Here is an 18,343-nt window from a genome sequence, read left to right on the forward strand (position 1 = left end):
AGGTCTCGGGGTACACCCCGGTCCGCCGCTTGAACTGCTGACGGTTCATCTTTAGTGCCCGGTCCAGTCGCTCGTGTCCCACCCTGCCAGCTTAACCACCCACTTTCGCAGGAGGTCTAATGTTGGAGCGGGAGGCGCTTGAGGCTGTTCGTCAAATCCTGGGCAGGATTCGGACCTCCACAGTTCGGCCTAAAGTTTTCGTGTTGCCTTGGTCACTTCTTGGTCAGTGGGGTTTTGAGGCGGGGATTCGCGCCCAGCTCCCTCCTACGCAAGCGAGCTTTCCCGAGGTCCTTATCAGTCAAGTGTGTACGATCAGCAGCGGTGGAACTCCGCCGCGGTATCGGAAAGATTATTTCGGCGGGCCGATACCCTGGGTCAAGACCACCGAGGTCAGGGATGCGGTTATTGAAGGAACTGAGGAGACTTTGACCGAAGCAGGACTTCAGAGCAGCAGTGCTCGGGTCTACCCTCAAGGAAGTCTGATCGTTGCAATGTACGGTCAGGGTGCCACACGGGGCCGCACTGCGAAGCTCGGAATCGAAGCCGCAACAAATCAGGCATGTGCCGTACTGACCAACTTTGACTCCCGCATCGAGCCTGATTACTTATGGGTCTACTTGATGAGCGAGTACGAACACCTGCGCGCACTTGCAAGCGGCAACAACCAACCCAACCTGAATGCTGGGATGATCGCCACTTATCCTCTCCCCCTCCCACCGCTCGATGTTCAGCGGGAGCTGGTGGCGCGGGTGGCAGAGGCAAGGGCAGAGGCGGGACGGCTGCGCAAAGAGGCACGTCGGCTGCGCGAGGAGACGCGGGCGGAGGTGGAGGCCATGATTCTCGGTACGGGGTTGGCGGCGACGGCAGACTCCTGATCTCGGTTTTTCCAGGGATGAGGCCACGCACGGCCGAGGCAGGCAGTGCTTGACCCTGGTACCCTTTCCTTTGGTGCGGGACTCATCGCGTTCATCTCCGTTTCGCGGCGCCTCACCCCGCGTGGGCGGTCTCCCGGGTCCGTGGGGGCACGTCCATCAAGGCGACGACCAGGGCGTGCGGGAGGGTGAGGGCGGCGATCAGGGCGAGGTAGAGCGCGGTGAAGGTCTCGACCGACGCCACCCGCGGCGCCGCCCACAGGTACAGCCCCCCCAGCATCCCGAGCGCGGCGAGCGTGATGGGTAGCAGGTCTGCGGCCAGACGCGGGGCCCCACGGCGGGAGGGGTGTCGCGCCTGCCCCGTTCCCAGCGCGAGCAGCCGCCCGAGGTGACGCCACGCGTGCCACAGGGTGAAATACACCCCGATGCTCAGCGGCGCGGGCACGGTCAGGAACAGGAGGAGGAGCAGCGCCGCCTCCGCCAGTTCCAGGGCACGGCGCCCGGGCGAGGCGGCCCGCAGCGTGTCGAGGGCGTAGAGGGCCAGCAGTCCGGCCAGCCCGAGGGTGAGGAGCGTCCGCACGTCGGGCGGGAGGAGCGCGGCCACTTCGACCTGCCCCCCGAAGGCCAGGGCCGCCCCGCGCGCCAGCCGCTCGAAGTCCCCCGTGAACGCCAGCAGCGGCACCAGGATCGGGAGGCTGCCCCGGGCCAGGAGCGCCAGCGGGGCACTCCAGCGCGCCGGGCGCCGCCGCCCCAGCCCCGCCTCCAGGAAGTGCAGGTCGCCCTGCCCCCAGTGCAGCGCCGAGACCAGCAGGAAGACCCACAGGGCGGGCAGGGGGGCGAACCTCCACGCGAGCAGGTACAGACCGGCCAGGGCGGCGTACAGGACGCAGTACAGCACGACCCAGCGGGGCCGCCTGCCCCACGCCCAGCCCAGCCGCCCGGGGACGAGGTGGTCGAGGGCCCCGTGGGGCAGGCCGAACAGGACCACGCTGAGGAGCAGGGGCACGAAGATGAAACGCTCCAGCAGGTGCGGGGCGGTCCACCAGCCGAGCAGCAGCGCGCCCACGGCGGCCCACGGCAGCGTGACGAGGGCCAGCGGGACGGACGCGGGACGTGCTCCGGCGACGGGCGTGGCGCGGGGTTCGAGGATGTTCAACATGAGGCCCTCCTTCGTCATGGGCCGGGCGTTGGCGGCGGGCGGCGGGACCGCCGGGCACGGGGGGCGAGAAGCCCGCGCCCAGGTCGGGTGTTCGGGTGGAGAAGGGGCGAGGGTGGGCGGCGGGGTGTGCAGGAGGCAGTGACACGCCCTTCCTAGCAGACGGCAACTGACTAACTTCTTTTCCTGCCACCTGTGCTGTACTGGGCCGCATGACCGGTTCCGAGCAACGTTCCGTCGCCATCGTGGGCGGCAGCGGGTACGCGGGCGGCGAGTTCCTGCGGCTCGCGCTGGGGCACCCGCACCTCAAGGTCACGCAGGTGACGAGCGAGCGCAGCGCGGGGCAGCCCGTCTCGCTCGTCCACCCCAACCTGCGGGGCCGCACGAATTTGAAGTTCCGCAAGGCGGCCGAGTTGGAGGAGGCCGACATCATCGTGCTCGCCCTGCCACACGGGAGCGCGGCGGGGCGCATCGGGGAGTTCGAGGGCAAGGGGCGGGTGGTCGTGGACCTCTCCGCCGACTTCCGCCTCAAGGACCCGGAGGTGTACCGGGCGACCTACGGGGAGGACCACCCGACGCCGGAGAAACTGGGCGAGTGGGTCTACGGCAACCCGGAGCTGCACCGCGAGGAGCTGCGCGGCGCGACCCGCATCGCCTGCGCGGGGTGCTTCGCCACCGGGGTGATCCTGGCGCTGTATCCGCTGCTCAAGCTGGGGGTGCTGCTGCCCAGAGACATCATCGCCACCGGGCTCGTTGGGTCGAGCGCGGCGGGGGCGAGCGCCACGGAGGCCAGCCACCACCCCGAGCGGGCGGGGAGCCTGCGGGTGTACAAGCCGGTCGGGCACCGCCACACCGCCGAGGTGCAGCAGGAGCTTCCCGGCAACTTCCCCATCCACCTCACGGCGATCAGCACGCCGCGGGTGCGGGGCATCCTCTCGACGGTCCAGGCGTGGATTCCCGACGGCTACTCGGACCGGGACGTGTGGAGCGCCTACCGCGAGGTGTACGGCGCAGAGCCCTTCATCCGCATCGTAAAGGTCGCCAGGGGCATCCACCGCTACCCCGACCCCATGCTCCTCGACGGCACCAACTACTGCGACCTGGGCTTCGAGATGGACGTGGACTCGGGCCGCGTGGTGCTGATGAGCGCCATCGACAACCTCGTCAAGGGCACGGCGGGGCACGCCATCCAGAGCCTCAACGTCGCCCACGGCTGGGAGGAGACGACCGGGCTGGAGTTCGCGGGGCTGCACCCGGCCTGAGCGTCGGTGTTTCAGGCGCGGGGGGTGGCTTCGTTCGGTCCTCCCGCCGGACCGCTGCTCTAGCCTGGAGGGGATGAGCGCCTCCCCCCGCCTGCTGCTGATTCCTCCCGATACACGCCCCCCGACGCTCGACCTCCCCGCGGGGCTGGCCCGCATGACGGGGGCCGAAGTCCGTGTGCCGCCCACGGAGGCCCTGCCGCACTTCTTCACGCCGGGGGACACGGACCGGCTGCGCGAGTGGCTGCTGGACGAGGCCGGGCACGCCGACGTCCTCGTCGTCTGCCTGGAGACGCTGTGCCTCGGCGGCATGATCCCGGCACGGCGGGTGTCGGACCCGCTGGACCTCGCACTGGAGCGGCTGGGGGCGTTGCGGGAGGCGAGGCGGCTCAATCCGGGCCTGCGCGTCTCCGCCTTCGGGGTGATCGTGCGGGTGGCGCACGACAACGACCCGCACGAGGAAAAGCCCTACTACGGCGAGTGGGGGCGCGAATTGCGGGCGTACAGTGGCGCCTTCGACCGCCACGCGCGGCACGGGGAGGGGGAACGGGCGGCCCTGGAGGCGGCGCGTTCAGCCGTCCCGGCGGACGTGCTCGCCGACTGGGTGGGCACCCGCGAGCGGAACCGGGCGCTGCACCTCGCCGCGCTCGACCTGCTCGCTCAGGGCACGCTGACCCACCTGTGCCTCACGCTGGACGACACCACCCCCTACGGCCTGGCCGCCCTCGACCGCCGGATGCTGGAGGCGCGGGCGGATGAACTGGGCGTCTGGGACCGTCTGGACGTGTACCCCGGCGCGGACGAGGTGCCGTGTGCGCTGGTGGCCCGGGCGCTGAGGCCGGAGAGGGCGCGGGCCTGGGTGCGCTACAGCGGGACCCTGGGTGCAGGCGCGGAACTGCTCTACGAGGACCGCCCGGCCGGGGAACTCGTGCGGGCGCACCTGCGGGCGGCGGGGTGCGTTCCAGCGGACAGCCCGGCTGAGGCCGACTTCATCCTCGCGGTGAACACGCCGGGCACGCGGCAGGCGAGCTTCCAGCCCGACTTCACGGGCGTGGACACGCCGCACCGCCACCTCCCCGCCTTCGTGGACGGGCTGCGGGACGATCTGGCGGCGGGCCGGGCGGTAAGCCTCGCCGACATTGCCTACCCCAACGGGGCGGAGCGGCGGCTGTGGACGCTGATCCAGGACCTCCCCCTCGCCCGGCTGGCGGGCTACGGCGCGTGGAACACGGCGGGCAACACGCTGGGGAGTGCGGTCGCCTTCGGCAAACTCGCCCCCCTGGTGGGGGACCGGGCGGCGCACACGGAGGCCCTCTTCTCCCGGATGGTGGACGACGCGCTGTATCAGGCGTTCGCGCGGACCGAGATCCGTGCCCGGCTGGACAACCCCAGCCCCTTCGACCTGGGCGAACAGAGAGACGCGGCGGAGGCACACCTGCGGGAGATCGTCACGCCGCGCGTCCGGGCGCTGTGGGAGCGGCACTTCGCGGGGACGGGGCTGAGCCTGGAGGTCGGGGAGGCGCACCTGGCCTGGCCCCGGCTGTTCACGGGCGTGTTCCCGCTCTCCGTGCGCGCCGCCGAGGAGCAGGATTGGGCGGTGCGGGAGGGCTAAACCCCGTTGCGGGACTGCGGTGACACCACGTTCTCGGGGCCGGGACGCGGTGCAGTGGGACGCCGGAACACCGCGATCAGGAGGAGCACCCAGGCGGCCGCGTGCAGGAGGGTGCTCGCCACCCCGGTGACGGCGTAGACCACACCCATCTGGGTGGCGGTCAGCGCCTGCCGGACCGCCACGAACGGGAGAAGCGCGCTCACCAGGGTCCCCGCGACGCCGAGCACCAGGAACAGCACGAGGGCGGCCAGCATCAGGCCGTAGCGGGCGGGGGCCTCGTCTCGGCGCCCCGCGGCGAGGACGATCCCCACCACAAGGACGATCCACACCGGGGAGGCGACGGCCAGTTGGATCAGGAGACTGACCCAGGATGAACGCTCCATTGAAACCTCTTCTCTCGGGAGGGCGAAAAACGGCGCCGGGACGATCCGCCCAGGGCGTGGGCCCAGCCTATCAAGTGGCCCGCGCGCACCCCGCCTCCCCTCCTGTGCGGGCGCGCGAACGGGGAGAATGGTCGCGTGACCTCCCTGCAAGACGGTGCCGCCCCACCCCTCCTCGCCCTCGACATCGGGGGCACGTCCATCCGCGCCGCGCTGATCGAGGACGGGCGGGTCACCGGACGGCACGAGACCCATACGCCGAAGCCCGCCTTCCCGGACGCCGTGATCGCCGCCGCGCTCGGCCTCGCCGCGCCCCTCGTCCCGCAAGCCTCGGCCCTCGGTGTGGCCTGCGCGGGGGCAACCGCCGGGGGACGGGTGACCGCCACCGCCGCCCACACCTTCCCCAGCTGGACCGACATTCCCCTCGCCGAACGGTTGGGAACTGGCCTCGGTCTCCCCTGCGCGGTCCTGAACGACGCCCGCGCCGCCGCCTGGGGCGAGTTCGCCGCCGGGGCGGGCCGCGGGGCGGGCGAGTTCATGTTCATCACCGTCAGCACGGGAGTGGGGGCGGGCCTCGTGCTGGGCGGGCGGCTGCACCTCGCCGCAAACGGGCTGGACGCCGAGCTGGGCTTCGTCTCCGTACCTGCCGCGTGGTCACCCGGAATGGAAGTCCCGGCGCTGGGTCCCCTCGGCCCGCTGGAGTTCGAGACGAGCGGCACGGCGCTGAACGAGCGGGCCCGCTTGCTCGGCCACCCGGATGCCCGCGCCCTGTGTGACGCCGCCGAGGCCGGGGACGCCGTGGCCGACACCGCCTACACTCACTCCGCCGCCCGCATCGCCTGGAAGATCGCCGACGTGGCCGCGCTGCTGGGGGTGACTCGGGTAGCTCTGGGCGGCAGCGTGGGCCTGCGCCCCGGGTATCTCGCCCGCGTGCAGGAAGCCCTCGCCCACTTCCCCGCCCGCTACCGCCCCGAGGTCGTCCACGCCGAGCTGGGGGCGGACGCGGGGCTGATCGGCGCGGCGCTGTGGGCCCGGGGGCAGGGTTAGTCGCGGCGGCTCAGGAACTCGTCGCGGTTGTGCCGGGCCACCCAGGCCGAGACGGAGGTGGCGAGCAGCAGCCACAGGACCCGCGGCAGGATCAGCAGACCCGCCCGGCGGTCCACCCTCAGGCTGTAGACGAGGCTTCCGACCCCCACGGTGAGGCCCGCCGCCGTGTCCGCGGCCCCCAGCACCGGGCTCCTCAACCCGAAATACAGGGTGTTGAAGGCCGCGAACAGCACCCAGCCGCCGCCTTCGAGCGCGTAAACCCGGCGGTGGTCCCCGGTCTGCTCCGGATCGTTGGCGATCCGTGCCAGGGCCATCAGCGACGTGACGTTGAGAAAGAGCCACATCGGCGGGAACAGCCAGTCGGGCGGGGCGACGGCGGGCCGCTCGAAGTCGTTGTAAAACGCCTCGTCACCCCCCACGCCAGCGGGAAGGACACTCACGGCGTTGGCGGCGGCAAAGATGCCCAGGGCGTGCCACCAGCGGAACCGGGGGGCGGATCGGGAACGGGCTGAGGTCGTCACCATGAACCTCCTGGGAACAAGGGCTTCGATGGAACGCTCGTCGGGTAGGTTTTCGGAAGGAGGATCAGGCGCCGAGGCCGTCGATCAGGAGGGCCACGATCCAGGTCGCCAGGTCGGCGTCCCGCGGCGTTTCCCCTCCCGAGCCCATCTCGGAGATCAGGTCGAGGAAGGCCCAGGCGCTGCGCCCGGCGTCGTGGGGCCGCAATTCGCCCGAGGCCACGCCGTCTTCCATCACCTGGCGAATGTAGAGGTGGTTCAGGCGGAAGAAGTGGTCGAAGACGCGGTTCTGGTGCTCCTGGGACAGGAACCGCAGGGCGTCGCGCACCATCCGCCCCGTCTGCACCGGGCCGGAAAAGACGTAGGTAGCGATGGCGCTCAGCCGGGCGCGGGCGGTCGGGTGGTTCCGGATCACCTCCGCAAACCCGGCGGCGTCGCGCTCGATGGCCCGCCCGGCGATGTCGAGAACGATCTGTTCCTTGCCCCCCGGAAAGTGGTGGTACAGGCTCGCCTTGCGAACCCCCACCCGGTCGGCCACCGCGTCCATCGAAACCCCGAGGTAGCCGTATTCGTGCAGCAGCGCGCTGGCCGCTGCAAGCACCAGTTCGCGCGTGTCTCGGGCGTCTTCCTTGCGCGGGCGCGGCATAGGCTTCAACCCTAACCGTTCCCACAGGCCACCAGACGGCCCTCAGAGCCTCACCTCCTTTACCTACCAATTGGTAGTTTATGGGAGTTGGTCCCCGGGGACTGTGTGGGGCGCACATGATCAGGGGGAACCGAGGCGTTCGCTCCGGTTGAGGCTTTGCACCTGTAAAGTCGGCGGCGTCTCTCCGCCCTTCAACCTCCTCCGGGGAGCGTCATTTTTTGCCGTCTGACAGCGACTTTACCCCTCCTCGCGCGCCGTGTTAGCCTCACCTCGACCACAAGGAGGCAGGGCCGATGACGAGCACGCTGATGGAGGGCTTTCTCCCCTTCGAGCACGAACCGTACTTCCCGTTCAGCCGCGAGGACGTGGCGCAGGCGCAGCGGGAGGCCTACCGCCGGGTGCGTGAGCGGTACGTGGGCCGGACCTTCCCCATGTCCCTGGGGGGCGAGCGGGTGGAGGGCGGGGAGACGTTCGAGGTCCGCAACCCCGCCGACACGCGCGAGGTCGTGTGGCGTTTCCCGAAGGCGACACCCGAGCAACTGGAGCGGGCGGTGGCCTGCGCGAAGACGGCCTTCGAGACCTGGCGTTTTTCCGACCCCATGCAGCGGGCGACGATCTTCAAGCGGGCGGGCGAACTGCTGCGGGGGCGGCGGATGGAGTTCAACGCCGTGATGGGCCTGGAGAACGGTAAGAACTGGGCCGAGGCCGACGGCGAGGTCGCCGAGTGCGTGGACCACTTCGAGGTCTTCGCCCGCGAGACGCTGAAGTGGGCGCAGGGCAAGCCCGTCTACCCCATGCCCGACGAGCACGTCACCACCGTCTACGAGCCCATCGGCGTCGTCGCGGTGATCAGCCCGTGGAACTTCCCGGCGGCGATTCCGCTCGGCATGGCGCTGGGGGCCATCGCGGCGGGCAATACCGTCGTCTGGAAACCCGCCTCCGAGACGCCTCTGTCGAGCCTCCTCCTCGTGGAGCTGCTGTTCGAGGCGGGGCTGCCGCAGGGCGTGATCCAGTTCATCACCGGGACGGACGAGGTGCTGGGCGATCCGCTGGTGGACCACCGGGACGTGCGGATGATCGCCTTCACGGGCTCCAAGGAGATCGGCTGCCGGATCATGGAGCGCGCGGCGCGGGTGCAGCCGGGCCAGCGGTGGCTCAAGCGCGTCATGGCCGAGATGGGCGGCAAGGACCCGACGGTGGTGTGTGCCGACGCCGACCTCGACGCCGCCGCCACCGGGATCGTGCAGGCCGCCTTCGGGTACGCCGGGCAGAAATGCTCCGCGTGCAGCCGCGTGATCGCCGAGGAGGACGTGTACGACGCGCTGCTGGAGAAGGTCGTCTCCCTCGCCCGCGAGATCAGGGTCGGGTCGCCGGAGGAGAACGCCCCCCTGGGTCCCGTCATCCACGAGGGGAGCGCGCGGCGGATCATGGGCTACATCGAGAACGGGAAGAAGACGGCGCGGCTCGTCCTGGGTGGGGAGCGGGCGGGCAGCGGGGAGCGCGAGGGCGGATACGTCCAGCCGACCATCTTCGCGGACGTGGACCCGAAGGACCCCCTCTTCCAGGAGGAGATTTTCGGGCCGGTACTGACCTTCACCCGGGCGCGCGACTGGCGGCACGCCATCGACCTCGCCAACGACTCGGAGTACGGGCTGACCGCCGCCTTCTACAGCCGGGACCCCGCCAAGATCGAGGGGGCGCGGCGGCTGATGCACGTCGGGAACCTCTACATCAACCGCAAGTGTACGGGGGCTCTCTCCGGCACCCACGCTTTCGGCGGCTACGGGATGAGCGGCACGAACGCGAAGGTGGGCGGACCCGACTACCTGTTCTGGTTCCTTCAGACGAAGACGGTGGCGCAGAAGTATTGACTTAGCGGCGGGAGGAGGTCTGCAACCACGCCCGGGCCTCCTCCTCGGTGTGGACGAAGCGAATCGCGTTATGAGCCCTGTGTTCATAGGCCAATTCGGCGAAGCGTTCGCCGTGTGCGCCGAAATCCGGCAGGACCAGCGCGACCCGAATGCGGTAGTTCGTAAACTTCTGGAACGCCTCGCCCGCCAGCCCACTTCGCAGGCGGAAGAACTCGGGGGACAGGTCGGCTTCGGTCAGGATCAGGCCGTCTGCACCGAACGCCGCGCCCAGCACCTCGTTCACGTCCGCCAGCGTCCGCAGCGAGACACCCAGTTCGCCCGCCGTCCTGATTCGGGGAAATTCATCTGCCGTCATTCCTGCAACCTAACAGAGCCTCCTCTTCTGCAAAACTACGCCCATGACGACCGACCCCCCCACCGACCGCTTTGATCGCGCCCAGCTCGCCTTCGCCCGACTGCTGCCCAAGCTCTTCCGGGGCGGGCAGGCTTTTGTCGGCGTGGAGGCGTCCTTGAGCGGGCTGGACGCGGCGACGGCCACCCGGCGGCCCGACGGGCTGACCCACAGCGTGGCCGAACTCGTGGCGCACGTGAACTGGTGGAACCGCTGGATGCTGGACGTGATCGAGGAGGGGCGGGCGATGCCATATCCCAAGCACGCCGCCGACACCTGGCCCGCCGTGACGGAAGGCGACTGGCCGCGCGTGCGGGCCGAGTTCTACGAGCTGCTCGCCCGGGTGGACACGCACACCGCCCGGCCCGACCTCGCCAACCCGGTCAACCACGAGGAGACCATCGGGGAGCTGCTGGCGGATTTCGCGCTGCACACCGCACACCACTTCGGGCAGGTGATCACCGTGCGGCAGGCACTCGGGGCGTGGCCGCCTCCGGGGGGTGGGGACACGTGGTAGGGGAGCCGTCAGCGGTCAGCTCTCAGCCGTCAGCCTTCGGGAAGGCGGTCGGGAACCTATTTCCCGGCGGTCCGGCGAACGTCTCGTGGGAGCGGGCGCTGGAGGGGCTGGGGGCGGAGGACGCGGGGCACGTGCCGCCGGGGTTGCCTCATTCGGTGGCGCAGATCGTCGCGCACGTGGCCTTCTGGCAGGACTTCCTGCTGGAGGAGGCGGGGGGAGGCGCCCCGGTCCGACCCGAGCACGCGGCGGGCGGCTGGCCCGCGCCGGGACCGTGGGAGGAGGAGCGGGCCCAGCTCCTCGCGGGGCAGGGGCGGTTGCGGGTGCTGGCGCGTGACCCGGCCTTCACCTCCGGCTTGACCCATGAGGGTCACCCCTGGGCCGCGATGCTCGCCACCTTCGCGGGGCACGGCCTCTACCACCTCGGGCAGGTCGTGACCATCCGGCAGGCGCTCGGGCTGTGGCCGCCGCCGAGCGGGGGGGACACATGGTGAGGGAGCGGTCAGCGGTCAGCTCTCAGCCGTCAGCAAGGGACCTGACCCGGGCGCTCTCCGTCACCGAACTCAACGCCGGGGACTCCAGCCGCGCCTCGCACGTGTGGCGGGTGGAGTTGGCAGGGGGGCCGGTGATCGTGCGGCGCCCGTGGTGGACGACGCCCGACGTGAGCCCGTTCATGCTGGGACTGACGGGACTCTTCGGGACGGACCCGCGAGACCTGAGGGCGGTCTCGGCCACCTACGGCTGCTGGCGGGAGGTCGGGGTGTGGGCCGTGCCGGAGGTGCTGGGGCAGGTGGACTTCCGGGGCAGTTCGGCCCTCGTCGTGGAGTTCGTGGAGGGCGGCCCGTCCCGTGAGCTGCCGGAGGCGGACGCGGCAGAGCTGGGGCGGCGGGTCGCGCGGGTGCACGCTCATGCCCTCGGTGCTTTCGGAGACGTGCCGGGACGGACCCGCTTCCCCCTGACCGAGTTCTACCCGCGCGCCCTGAGCGTCGTGCGCGAGGTCGCCGCCCACTTCGACCCGGACGCCTGGGCCCCCCACTGGCCGGGGGCCGAGGCCGCCCTCACTGCCGCCCCCTCCCCCACCCGCGCCGTCCCCATGCTCCTCGACTGGGCGGGCTCGCAGTTCGTGTGGCGGGAGGGACAGCCCTTCGCCCTCGTGGACGTCGAGGCGTCGGCCCTCGCCCCGCCCGAACTCGACCTGTGCCTGTGGGAGTCGCTGCTGACCCCCGAAGGAGCGCAAGACTTCCGCGCCGGGTACGCCGAACGTCTCCCCTTCCCCGATCTCGATCCGCACCGCGCCGCCTGCCGCCTGATCCTGCGCGCAATGGAGGTCGAGGGCTCCCCACCCCTGCATGACTGGCTGGCCCTTCCGCCCCTCTTCTCCCTGACCGCTGAAAGCTGACGGCTGACCGCTCTCCCGCTTCCCCGAAAGGCCCCATGACCCACCCCAGCAGCGTCTTCTACCGCTCCCGCCAGCCCTCCCCGACCGCCGTGCGCGGCGAGGGCGTCTATCTCTTCGACGCGGAGGGCAGGCGCTACCTCGACGGCTCCTCGGGAGCGCTCGTCGCCAACGTCGGCCACGGTCGCCCGGAGGTCGGCGAGGCGATGGCGCGGCAGGCGCGGGAATTGCCCTTCGTCCACGGGTCGCAGTTCACCTCGCCCGTGCTGGAGGAGTACGCCACGCGGCTGATGGAGTTTCTGGGGCTGCCGGGATACCGCCTCTGGGCCGTGTCGGGCGGGTCGGAGGCGAACGAGAGCGCCATCAAGCTCGCGCGGCAGTACCACGTCGAGCGCGGCGAGCCGGGCCGGTACAGGGTGGTGACGCGCGTGCCGAGTTACCACGGCGCCTCGCTGGGCGCGCTCGCGGCGAGCGGGATGGGCGCGCGGCGGGCCCTGTACGCCCCCCTGATAAAGGAATCGGCGTGGCCCAAGCTGCCCCGGCCCGACCCCACGCTGGGCGGCGAGGCCGACGCCGAACGGCTGCGGGCGGTGCTGGAGGAGGCGGGGCCTTCAAGTGTCGCGGCCTTCATCGCCGAGCCCGTGGTGGGGGCGTCGGACGCGGCGCTGGCCCCGAACCCCGGCTACCACGCGCGCATCGCCCAGATCTGCCGCGAGTACGGGGTCCTCTTCGTCGCCGACGAGGTGATGAGCGGGATGGGCCGCTGCGGCGCTCCCCTGGCGGTGCGGCTGGGCGGGGAGGTCACGCCCGACCTCGTGGTTCTCGGCAAGGGGCTGGCCGCCGGGTACGCCCCCCTCGCCGGGCTCGCCGCGAGCGGGCACGTGTACGACACGGTGATGAACGGCTCGGGCGCCTTCAAGCACGGCTTCACCTACGCGGGCCACCCGGTCAGCGTGGCGGCGGGCCTCGCCGTGCTCGACATCGTGGAGCGGGAGGAGTTGGCGGAGCGGGCGCAGCGGCAGGGCGAGCGGCTGCTGGCGGGCCTGCGGGAGGTGCAGGCGCGGCACGGAACGGTGCTGGAGGCACGCGGCCACGGCCTCCTCCTCGGGCTGGTGCTGGGCGACCCGGCGACCGGGCGGGCGTTCGACACTCCGGGCATCGCGGCGCGGGTGGCGGCGGCGGCCCTGCGGCGCGGCCTGATCACCTACCCCGGCAGCGGCGCGCTGGACGGCACGCGCGGCGACCACCTCCTCCTCGGCCCGCCCCTGACGATCTCGGACGCCGAGGTGGACGAGCTGCTGGGGGCGCTGGACGGAGCACTGGGCGAGGTGGGTTAGGGGGGGGAGGCCCCGTCCCGCTCCCGCCGCAATGCCAGCTCCTCGAAGAACGTGCTCGCCTTCTGGGCCGACGCGGGCCGCTCCACGTTCCCGGCAAAGGTCTCGCTCAGGGGGTGGCCGCTTCGGCGGAACAGGGCCGCCGCGCGCTCCCGGTCGTAGTCCGTGTGCCGCAGCTCCACCCCCGGTCCGAGCAGGGCCCACGACGCGCCGGGCGGCCCGTACCCCATGCCCACGCTGCCCGCGTTCACCACCCGCACGCCCCCCACCACGCGGTCGAACGGGACGTGGGTATGTCCGCAGACGACGACCCGCTCCTCCACCCCGGCCAGGAGGCGCGCCAGCCGCTCCCCGGAGGTCAGGGTGGTGACGATCTCCTCGTCGCTCCGGGGCGAGCCGTGGCAGAAGAGCACGGGGCCCAGCTCCTCGACCTCCACCCTGCGGCGGTGGGGCAGGGCGGCGAGGAAGTCACGGTGGGCACGGTCGATCCTTCCGACCTCCCACGCCAGCGCCCGCCGCTGATCGTCTGGGAGAGACGCCCCCGCAGTCCCCCCGTCGAAGACCTCCACCAGCTCCCGGTCGGCGTTGCCGCGAATCCAGACGGCGCGGTCCCCCAGGGCGAGCAGCCGGTCCAGCGTCTCCCGCACGAAGGGTCCGTACGCCACGTCCCCGCCGATCAGGACCCGCTCCACCCCCAACCTCTCCACCTCGGCGAGGACGGCCTCCAGGGCGGGGAGGTTGCCGTGCACGTCGGAGAGGGCGGCGATGGGCACGGCCGGACGGGGCTACCGCTTCCTTCGCTCCGCCCGCACCATCTGCACGAACTGGGCGAGGCGGGGGGCGCGGTTCCAGCGTTTGCGGTCGAGGCCCACCCGCCAGATGAATTCCACGCCCAGCTTCCGGGTCCAGGTGGGGGCGAGGTCGGCGGTCCCGGCGAACACGTCGATGACGCCGCCGCAGCCGAGGATGACGGGGGCGCCGAGGACCTGCCGCCAGTACCCGTTGAAGGTCTCCTGCCTGCCGCCCCCCATCCCGGTCAGGACGAGGTGCGCGCCCGAGGCCCCGACGAGTTCCGCGACCCGCTGGTCCTCGGGGAGGTCGAAGTACCCGTGGTGGACGCCCGCGACCCCGATGCCGTACTCGCGCGCGGCGTTTTGCGCGGCCTGTTCGGCGACGCCCGGCTTGGCCCCCAGGAAGAAGACGCGCAACTCCCCCCCATGCCGCGCCATCAGCCCCCTCACGAGGTCGTAGCCGGGGGCGCGGGGCACCTCCCGCCCGTGCAGTTGCCGCGCCGCCCAGACGATGCCCACACCGTCGGCGGTGACCAGATCGGCCCCCTGCACCGCCGCCACGAGGTCGGGTCGCCCCCGGGCCTGCACCACGTACTCCGGGTTGAGCGTGACGACGGTGTGGGGCGAGCGGGGGGCGCGGAACATCCACTCGCCGAGGAGGTCGAGCGCCGCGTCGAGGGTCACCGTGTCCAGCGGGAGGTCGAAGAGGGTGAGGCGCCCGGCCCGGGAGGGCTCCGCCGCGGGGGAGGGAGCGGTGGGGTGAGGTCGGGTCATGCGTGGCGCGAATTGTAACACGGGGGGTGCCGGGGCCTGGACGCCGGGCGGCGCCCCGCCGGGGGGCGGTTTCCCGGGGCCTATGTGGCACACTGAAACTCATGATGTCCGGTGCATTCGGAGCGTTGCCCCAGGAGACGCTCGCGCAGGTGATGGCGGCGGCGCGGGTAGGTCGCTGGGCGCGCGGGGGGCTGCTCTTTCATCCCGAGGACCCGGCGGAGACGCTGCATCTCCTCACGCGCGGGAGCGTGCGGCTCTACCGCCTCGGAGCGGCGGCGCGCGAGGTCACGCTCGACGTGCACGGTCCCGGCTCGCTGCTGGGCGCGTCGGCGCTGCTCCCGGGCGAACGGTACGGCATGTACGCCGAGGCGATGGACGACACCGAGTCGCTGATGCTGGGCCGCGAGACGCTCGCCCGCCTCACCCGCGCCCACCCGGCGGTCGGGGTGGCCCTCACCGAGCAGATCACCCGCCAGACCCGCGGGGTGCAGGAGCGTCTCGCGGGCCTCGTCTTCATGGAGGTCTCGCAGCGCCTCGCCCTCGCCCTCCTCGCCCTCGCCGAGCGGGAGGGCACCTGGCCGGAGGGCGGGGTCCTCGCCCTGCGCGAGCGGGTCTCGCACCAGGACCTCGCCCATGTGGTCGGCAGCACCCGCGAGACGATCACCAAGCTCCTCGGCGACTTCCGGGCACGCGGGCTGCTCGACCTGGGCTACCGCCGGATCATCCTCACCGACCGGGCGGGGCTGATCCACGCCTCGCGGGAGCCGCTGCGGTAGGGCGGGCAGAAACGGCGCGTCTTCTGGTGCCGTCGTGCCCGCCCCGGGTCGTCTCCTCAAGCCTGGCGGTGCGTGGGCGACTGTTTCCCAACGAACGGGCAGCCTGTCCGTGAGGTCGGCACGCCACCCCGGCGCGCAAACGTTCTAGGCTGGGCCCGATGCGGAAGACGGTGGGACCTTGAAGGTGACGAGGAGTATCGCGGCGGCGTACCGGGCGGGCGACCTGCCCGGCTTTTTCCGGCTGCGGGCAGGCGACCTGGAGGGCGCGGCGCGGGAGGAGCGGCGGGACGTGGACCGCGCGGCCCTGGCGAGCGCCCTGCGGGCCTACCACCGCGACCTGGGCACGCTGGACGGGGGGGTGGAGGCGACTCTCGCCCGGCTCGCTCACCCGGCCTCGCGGGTGGTCGTCACCGGGCAGCAGGCGGGGCTCCTGACGGGTCCGGCGTACAGCGTCCACAAGGGCGCCGACGCCGCCCTGCTCGCCCAGCACCTGAGCCGCGAGGACGCCCCCGTCGTCGCCGTCTACTGGGTCGCCAGCCAGGACCACGACGCGGCGGAGGTGGCTTCCACCACCCTCCTCGACCACAGCGAGGCCCTCCACCACCTGACGCTGGACGTGCCGCAGGGCGTGTCGGTCGGCCGGGTGCCGTGGCGGGGGGAGTGGACGGCGCAGGTGCTCGGGCTGCTGGACGCCTTCGACACGGCCCCCGAATACCGGGCGGCGGTGCGCGCCAGGGTGGAGCGGGCCCTTGCGGGTGGGGGGAGTTACGCCGACGTGTTCGCCCGGCTGATCCACGGGCTGCTCGCCCCCACCGGGCTGCTCGTGCTCGACCCCCTGCACCCGGCCCTCGCCGCGCTCATGGCCCCGACGCTCGCCCGCGAACTGGAGCGCCCGCTGGACGGCCCCGCCCGGATCGAGGACGCGGCGGAGCGGTTGCTCATGGCGGGTTTCGAGCCCCAACTGCGCCGCCCGGCGGGGGCGACAAACCTCTTTCTGGAGGAGGGGGACGGGCAGCGGCGGCTCCTGCGCTTTGACGGCAAGAGGTTTTCCACCGACACCCGGACGTACACGCGGGAGGAGCTGCTGGCCGTCCTGCGTGGCGACCCTGCGAGGTTGACCCCGGCGGCGGGCCTGCGTCCGGTCGTGCAGGACGCGCTGCTCCCCACGCTCGCCTTCGTGGTCGGGCCGGGCGAGATCGCGTACGGGGCGCAGCTCGCCGGGGTGTACGGCCTCCACGGGCTCGGGCAACCGCTGCTGTGGCCGCGCCTGAGCGTGACGTGGCTGGAGCCCAACGTGGCGCGTCTCCTCGCCCGCCTGGGGGCGAGCGCCGCCGAGGTGCAGGCCGACCCGGAGGGGGTGCTGGGCCGGGCGCTGGCGCGTGAACGGGGGGCGGGGGCCGCCTCCCAGGAGCGCCTCGCCGCCCTGGACGCCGAGTTGCGCGCGCTGACGGAAGAACTCGGGGCGCTAGACCCCACCCTCGCCGGGGCCGCCGAACGCACCCGGTTGCGGACGACGGCCAGGGTTCGTCACCTCCAGACCCTCGCCGCCCGCGCCCTCGCCCGGCAGGAGGACGACCGGACGCGGCAGCTCACGCGGTTGAAACGTCACCTCCTGCCGCTGGGCACGCCGCAGGAGCGGGAGATGAATTTCCTGACCTTCCTCCTCAAGCACGGGGACGCGCCGCTGCGGCGGCTCCTGGAACTGGCGCCGGGGACGCAGGCGGAGGTGCCGCTGACCTGAGCGTCAGGGCACGGCCTGGGGTTCTGTAGAGCTTTCTCCATACTCCAACGAGTCGAGCACACACAGGGCCAGCGCCTCCAGGGCCGCCTGCCGCCCGTCCGGCTGGGAAGCGTTGAGCGCGGCGTGAAGGGGTTGGGCGGCCTCGGCCTCACGCGCCATCAGGTCGCGCAGACAGTGGCGGGATTTGACCTCCCACCAGCCCCGCGCCGCGTACAGGGCCCGCACCAGCCTCCCGGCGGCGTTCGCCACGAGGTAAGGGTGCATGGATTCCTTCACGGCAGCCCGCGCCTCGATGACCTCATCCAACAGCAGGTGCCGCTCGGCGGGCGTGAGGGAACGGGGAACCGGGCCCGCCGCACACAACGCGCGAGCCTCGGCAACGAGGGCGTCCAGATCGGGGTGCGGCACGAGCACGCGGCCCCCGGCGAACATGGCGACGGTGGCCGCTTCTCCCTGCGCGAACAACGCCCGAATCGTTCGCGGCGGATTGTGGAAGACCTCAACGGGCACGCCGTTCACCACGAAGCTGCTCCGCCAACGGTGGTTCCTGGTCACGAGCGCGTGGAGGTCGAGGTCACTGTGGGCGTCCGCCTCTCCCCGCGCCGCCGAGCCGCACCACAGCACCGCGTAGACGCCGGGGGTGGCGATGACCCGACCCAAGGCGGCGGGCAGGGCGGCTTCGAGGCGGGCCTGGGCGTTATGGGGAGCCACCCGTCAAACTGCCACCGTCTCGGGCGCACTCGCCCACTCCACCCGCACCCCCTGCCCGGCCAACCACTCGGGCACGCTGTAACGGGCGCGCACGAGGCCGGAAACGACCCGGTGGGCGGTCGCCACCGCGCGGCACAGCTCGTCCGCGCCGATGTAGCCCGCCTCGTGCGCGGCGAGGAGTTCGTCGGTGTCCACGATCTCGGCGGCCATGCCGTCGTGGACGATGACGTCGAGGTAGTGGTCGCGGACGGTCCAGAGGTCGCCCTCCCGCGTAATGGTGGCGACGTCGATGTAGTAGTCGTGCTCGCGGGCGCCGTGGAAGTCGTAGCGGCAGACCTGCACGCCGATCTTGGGCAGGAGGTGGGCCTGCCACGCGCGGATGCGGGGGTGCGCCACGAAGTCCCGCGCGACGAACAGGCCATGCTGGTGCTCGCGGTAGGTGTGCACCGGGCGCACCCCCGTGTTGGTGTGGTGTTGTCCTCCTGCCACGTCATGCCGTTCAGTTTTCACGGGTTCCGCCGCGCGCATGGGTCATCGTACGGGGCCCGCTTTCC

The 18,343-nt window shown here is 71.9% G+C and carries 21 protein-coding genes; 12 read left to right on the plus strand and 9 right to left on the minus strand.

The window, feature by feature from the left end; translation table 11 throughout:
* Positions 1–119: 119 nt before the first annotated feature.
* Positions 120–875 (plus strand): restriction endonuclease subunit S, encoded by a 756-nt coding sequence (locus IC605_RS20940; protein ID WP_216328600.1) that lies wholly within the window; start codon positions 120–122, stop codon positions 873–875.
* 112 nt (positions 876–987) lie between these two features.
* Here the strand turns inward: IC605_RS20940 and IC605_RS20945 are convergent, their stop codons facing one another.
* Positions 988–2,031 carry a Brp/Blh family beta-carotene 15,15'-dioxygenase gene (locus IC605_RS20945; RefSeq protein WP_216328602.1) on the minus strand — a complete coding sequence of 348 codons (1,044 nt, stop codon included), beginning with the start codon at positions 2,029–2,031 and terminating at the stop codon, positions 988–990.
* Here IC605_RS20945 and IC605_RS20950 point away from each other — a divergent pair.
* From IC605_RS20950 to IC605_RS20960, 3 genes are all read left to right on the plus strand, one after another.
* Positions 2,030–2,173, plus strand: coding sequence for a hypothetical protein (locus IC605_RS20950; protein WP_216328604.1), 144 nt, complete (start codon positions 2,030–2,032; stop codon positions 2,171–2,173). The two genes, IC605_RS20945 and IC605_RS20950, sit on opposite strands and share 2 nt — an antisense overlap.
* 67 nt (positions 2,174–2,240) lie before the next feature.
* A complete protein-coding gene (argC, locus tag IC605_RS20955; protein ID WP_216328606.1) occupies positions 2,241–3,290 on the plus strand; it encodes an N-acetyl-gamma-glutamyl-phosphate reductase in 1,050 nt (349 codons plus the stop codon).
* Between the two features lie 73 nt (positions 3,291–3,363).
* Complete coding sequence (locus IC605_RS20960; RefSeq protein ID WP_216328608.1) at positions 3,364–4,899, plus strand: DUF4127 family protein; 1,536 nt, start codon at positions 3,364–3,366, stop codon at positions 4,897–4,899.
* Here the strand turns inward: IC605_RS20960 and IC605_RS20965 are convergent.
* Positions 4,896–5,282 (minus strand): hypothetical protein, encoded by a 387-nt coding sequence (locus IC605_RS20965; RefSeq protein WP_216328610.1) that lies wholly within the window; start codon positions 5,280–5,282, stop codon positions 4,896–4,898. The two genes, IC605_RS20960 and IC605_RS20965, sit on opposite strands and share 4 nt — an antisense overlap.
* 144 nt (positions 5,283–5,426) lie before the next feature.
* On the opposite strand from IC605_RS20965, the gene IC605_RS20970 reads away from it, so the two are divergent.
* Positions 5,427–6,326: an ROK family protein gene (locus IC605_RS20970; protein ID WP_216328742.1), complete on the plus strand. Its 900-nt coding sequence runs from the start codon at positions 5,427–5,429 to the stop codon at positions 6,324–6,326.
* Here IC605_RS20970 and IC605_RS20975 read toward each other — a convergent pair.
* Positions 6,323–6,850: a TspO/MBR family protein gene (locus IC605_RS20975; RefSeq protein ID WP_216328612.1), complete on the minus strand. Its 528-nt coding sequence runs from the start codon at positions 6,848–6,850 to the stop codon at positions 6,323–6,325. The genes IC605_RS20970 and IC605_RS20975 overlap by 4 nt on opposite strands.
* 61 nt (positions 6,851–6,911) lie before the next feature.
* Complete coding sequence (locus tag IC605_RS20980; protein ID WP_216328614.1) at positions 6,912–7,490, minus strand: TetR/AcrR family transcriptional regulator; 579 nt, start codon at positions 7,488–7,490, stop codon at positions 6,912–6,914.
* A 293-nt stretch (positions 7,491–7,783) separates the two neighbouring features.
* On the opposite strand from IC605_RS20980, the gene IC605_RS20985 reads away from it, so the two are divergent.
* On the plus strand, positions 7,784–9,361 hold the full coding sequence (locus IC605_RS20985) for an L-glutamate gamma-semialdehyde dehydrogenase (protein WP_216328616.1): 1,578 nt from the start codon (positions 7,784–7,786) through the stop codon (positions 9,359–9,361).
* 1 nt (position 9,362) lies between these two features.
* Here the strand turns inward: IC605_RS20985 and IC605_RS20990 are convergent, their stop codons facing one another.
* On the minus strand, positions 9,363–9,716 hold the full coding sequence (locus IC605_RS20990; protein WP_216328618.1) for a DUF4180 domain-containing protein: 354 nt from the start codon (positions 9,714–9,716) through the stop codon (positions 9,363–9,365).
* A gap of 43 nt (positions 9,717–9,759) precedes the next feature.
* Between IC605_RS20990 and IC605_RS20995 the strand changes: the two genes are divergently transcribed.
* From IC605_RS20995 to IC605_RS21010, 4 genes are read left to right on the plus strand one after another with little or no spacing between them, the layout of a single operon-like run.
* Positions 9,760–10,269 (plus strand): DinB family protein, encoded by a 510-nt coding sequence (locus tag IC605_RS20995; protein ID WP_216328620.1) that lies wholly within the window; start codon positions 9,760–9,762, stop codon positions 10,267–10,269.
* Positions 10,263–10,760 (plus strand): DinB family protein, encoded by a 498-nt coding sequence (locus tag IC605_RS21000; RefSeq protein WP_343216681.1) that lies wholly within the window; start codon positions 10,263–10,265, stop codon positions 10,758–10,760. Before IC605_RS20995 ends, IC605_RS21000 begins: the two co-directional genes overlap by 7 nt.
* On the plus strand, positions 10,754–11,665 hold the full coding sequence (locus IC605_RS21005; protein WP_216328625.1) for a hypothetical protein: 912 nt from the start codon (positions 10,754–10,756) through the stop codon (positions 11,663–11,665). Before IC605_RS21000 ends, IC605_RS21005 begins: the two co-directional genes overlap by 7 nt.
* 35 nt (positions 11,666–11,700) lie before the next feature.
* Positions 11,701–12,999, plus strand: coding sequence for an aminotransferase family protein (locus IC605_RS21010; RefSeq protein WP_216328627.1), 1,299 nt, complete (start codon positions 11,701–11,703; stop codon positions 12,997–12,999).
* Here IC605_RS21010 and IC605_RS21015 read toward each other — a convergent pair.
* Both IC605_RS21015 and IC605_RS21020 read right to left on the minus strand, forming a co-directional pair.
* On the minus strand, positions 12,996–13,769 hold the full coding sequence (locus IC605_RS21015) for a metallophosphoesterase family protein (RefSeq protein WP_216328629.1): 774 nt from the start codon (positions 13,767–13,769) through the stop codon (positions 12,996–12,998). The genes IC605_RS21010 and IC605_RS21015 overlap by 4 nt on opposite strands.
* A 12-nt stretch (positions 13,770–13,781) precedes the next feature.
* Positions 13,782–14,561 (minus strand): WecB/TagA/CpsF family glycosyltransferase, encoded by a 780-nt coding sequence (locus IC605_RS21020; protein WP_216328631.1) that lies wholly within the window; start codon positions 14,559–14,561, stop codon positions 13,782–13,784.
* Between the two features lie 101 nt (positions 14,562–14,662).
* Between IC605_RS21020 and IC605_RS21025 the strand changes: the two genes are divergently transcribed.
* Together IC605_RS21025 and bshC are read left to right on the plus strand one after the other, a co-directional pair.
* Positions 14,663–15,337, plus strand: coding sequence for a Crp/Fnr family transcriptional regulator (locus tag IC605_RS21025; protein WP_216328633.1), 675 nt, complete (start codon positions 14,663–14,665; stop codon positions 15,335–15,337).
* Positions 15,338–15,521: 184 nt separating this feature from the next.
* A complete protein-coding gene (gene bshC / locus IC605_RS21030) occupies positions 15,522–17,078 on the plus strand; it encodes a bacillithiol biosynthesis cysteine-adding enzyme BshC (protein ID WP_216328636.1) in 1,557 nt (518 codons plus the stop codon).
* Positions 17,079–17,081: 3 nt separating this feature from the next.
* Here bshC and IC605_RS21035 read toward each other — a convergent pair whose 3' ends face one another.
* Together IC605_RS21035 and IC605_RS21040 are read right to left on the minus strand one after the other, a co-directional pair.
* Complete coding sequence (locus IC605_RS21035; protein ID WP_216328638.1) at positions 17,082–17,789, minus strand: hypothetical protein; 708 nt, start codon at positions 17,787–17,789, stop codon at positions 17,082–17,084.
* A gap of 3 nt (positions 17,790–17,792) precedes the next feature.
* Positions 17,793–18,317, minus strand: coding sequence for a DUF402 domain-containing protein (locus tag IC605_RS21040; RefSeq protein WP_216328640.1), 525 nt, complete (start codon positions 18,315–18,317; stop codon positions 17,793–17,795).
* Positions 18,318–18,343 lie beyond the last annotated feature (26 nt).

The organism is Deinococcus aestuarii (assembly GCF_018863415.1).
Taxonomy (GTDB): domain Bacteria; phylum Deinococcota; class Deinococci; order Deinococcales; family Deinococcaceae; genus Deinococcus; species Deinococcus aestuarii.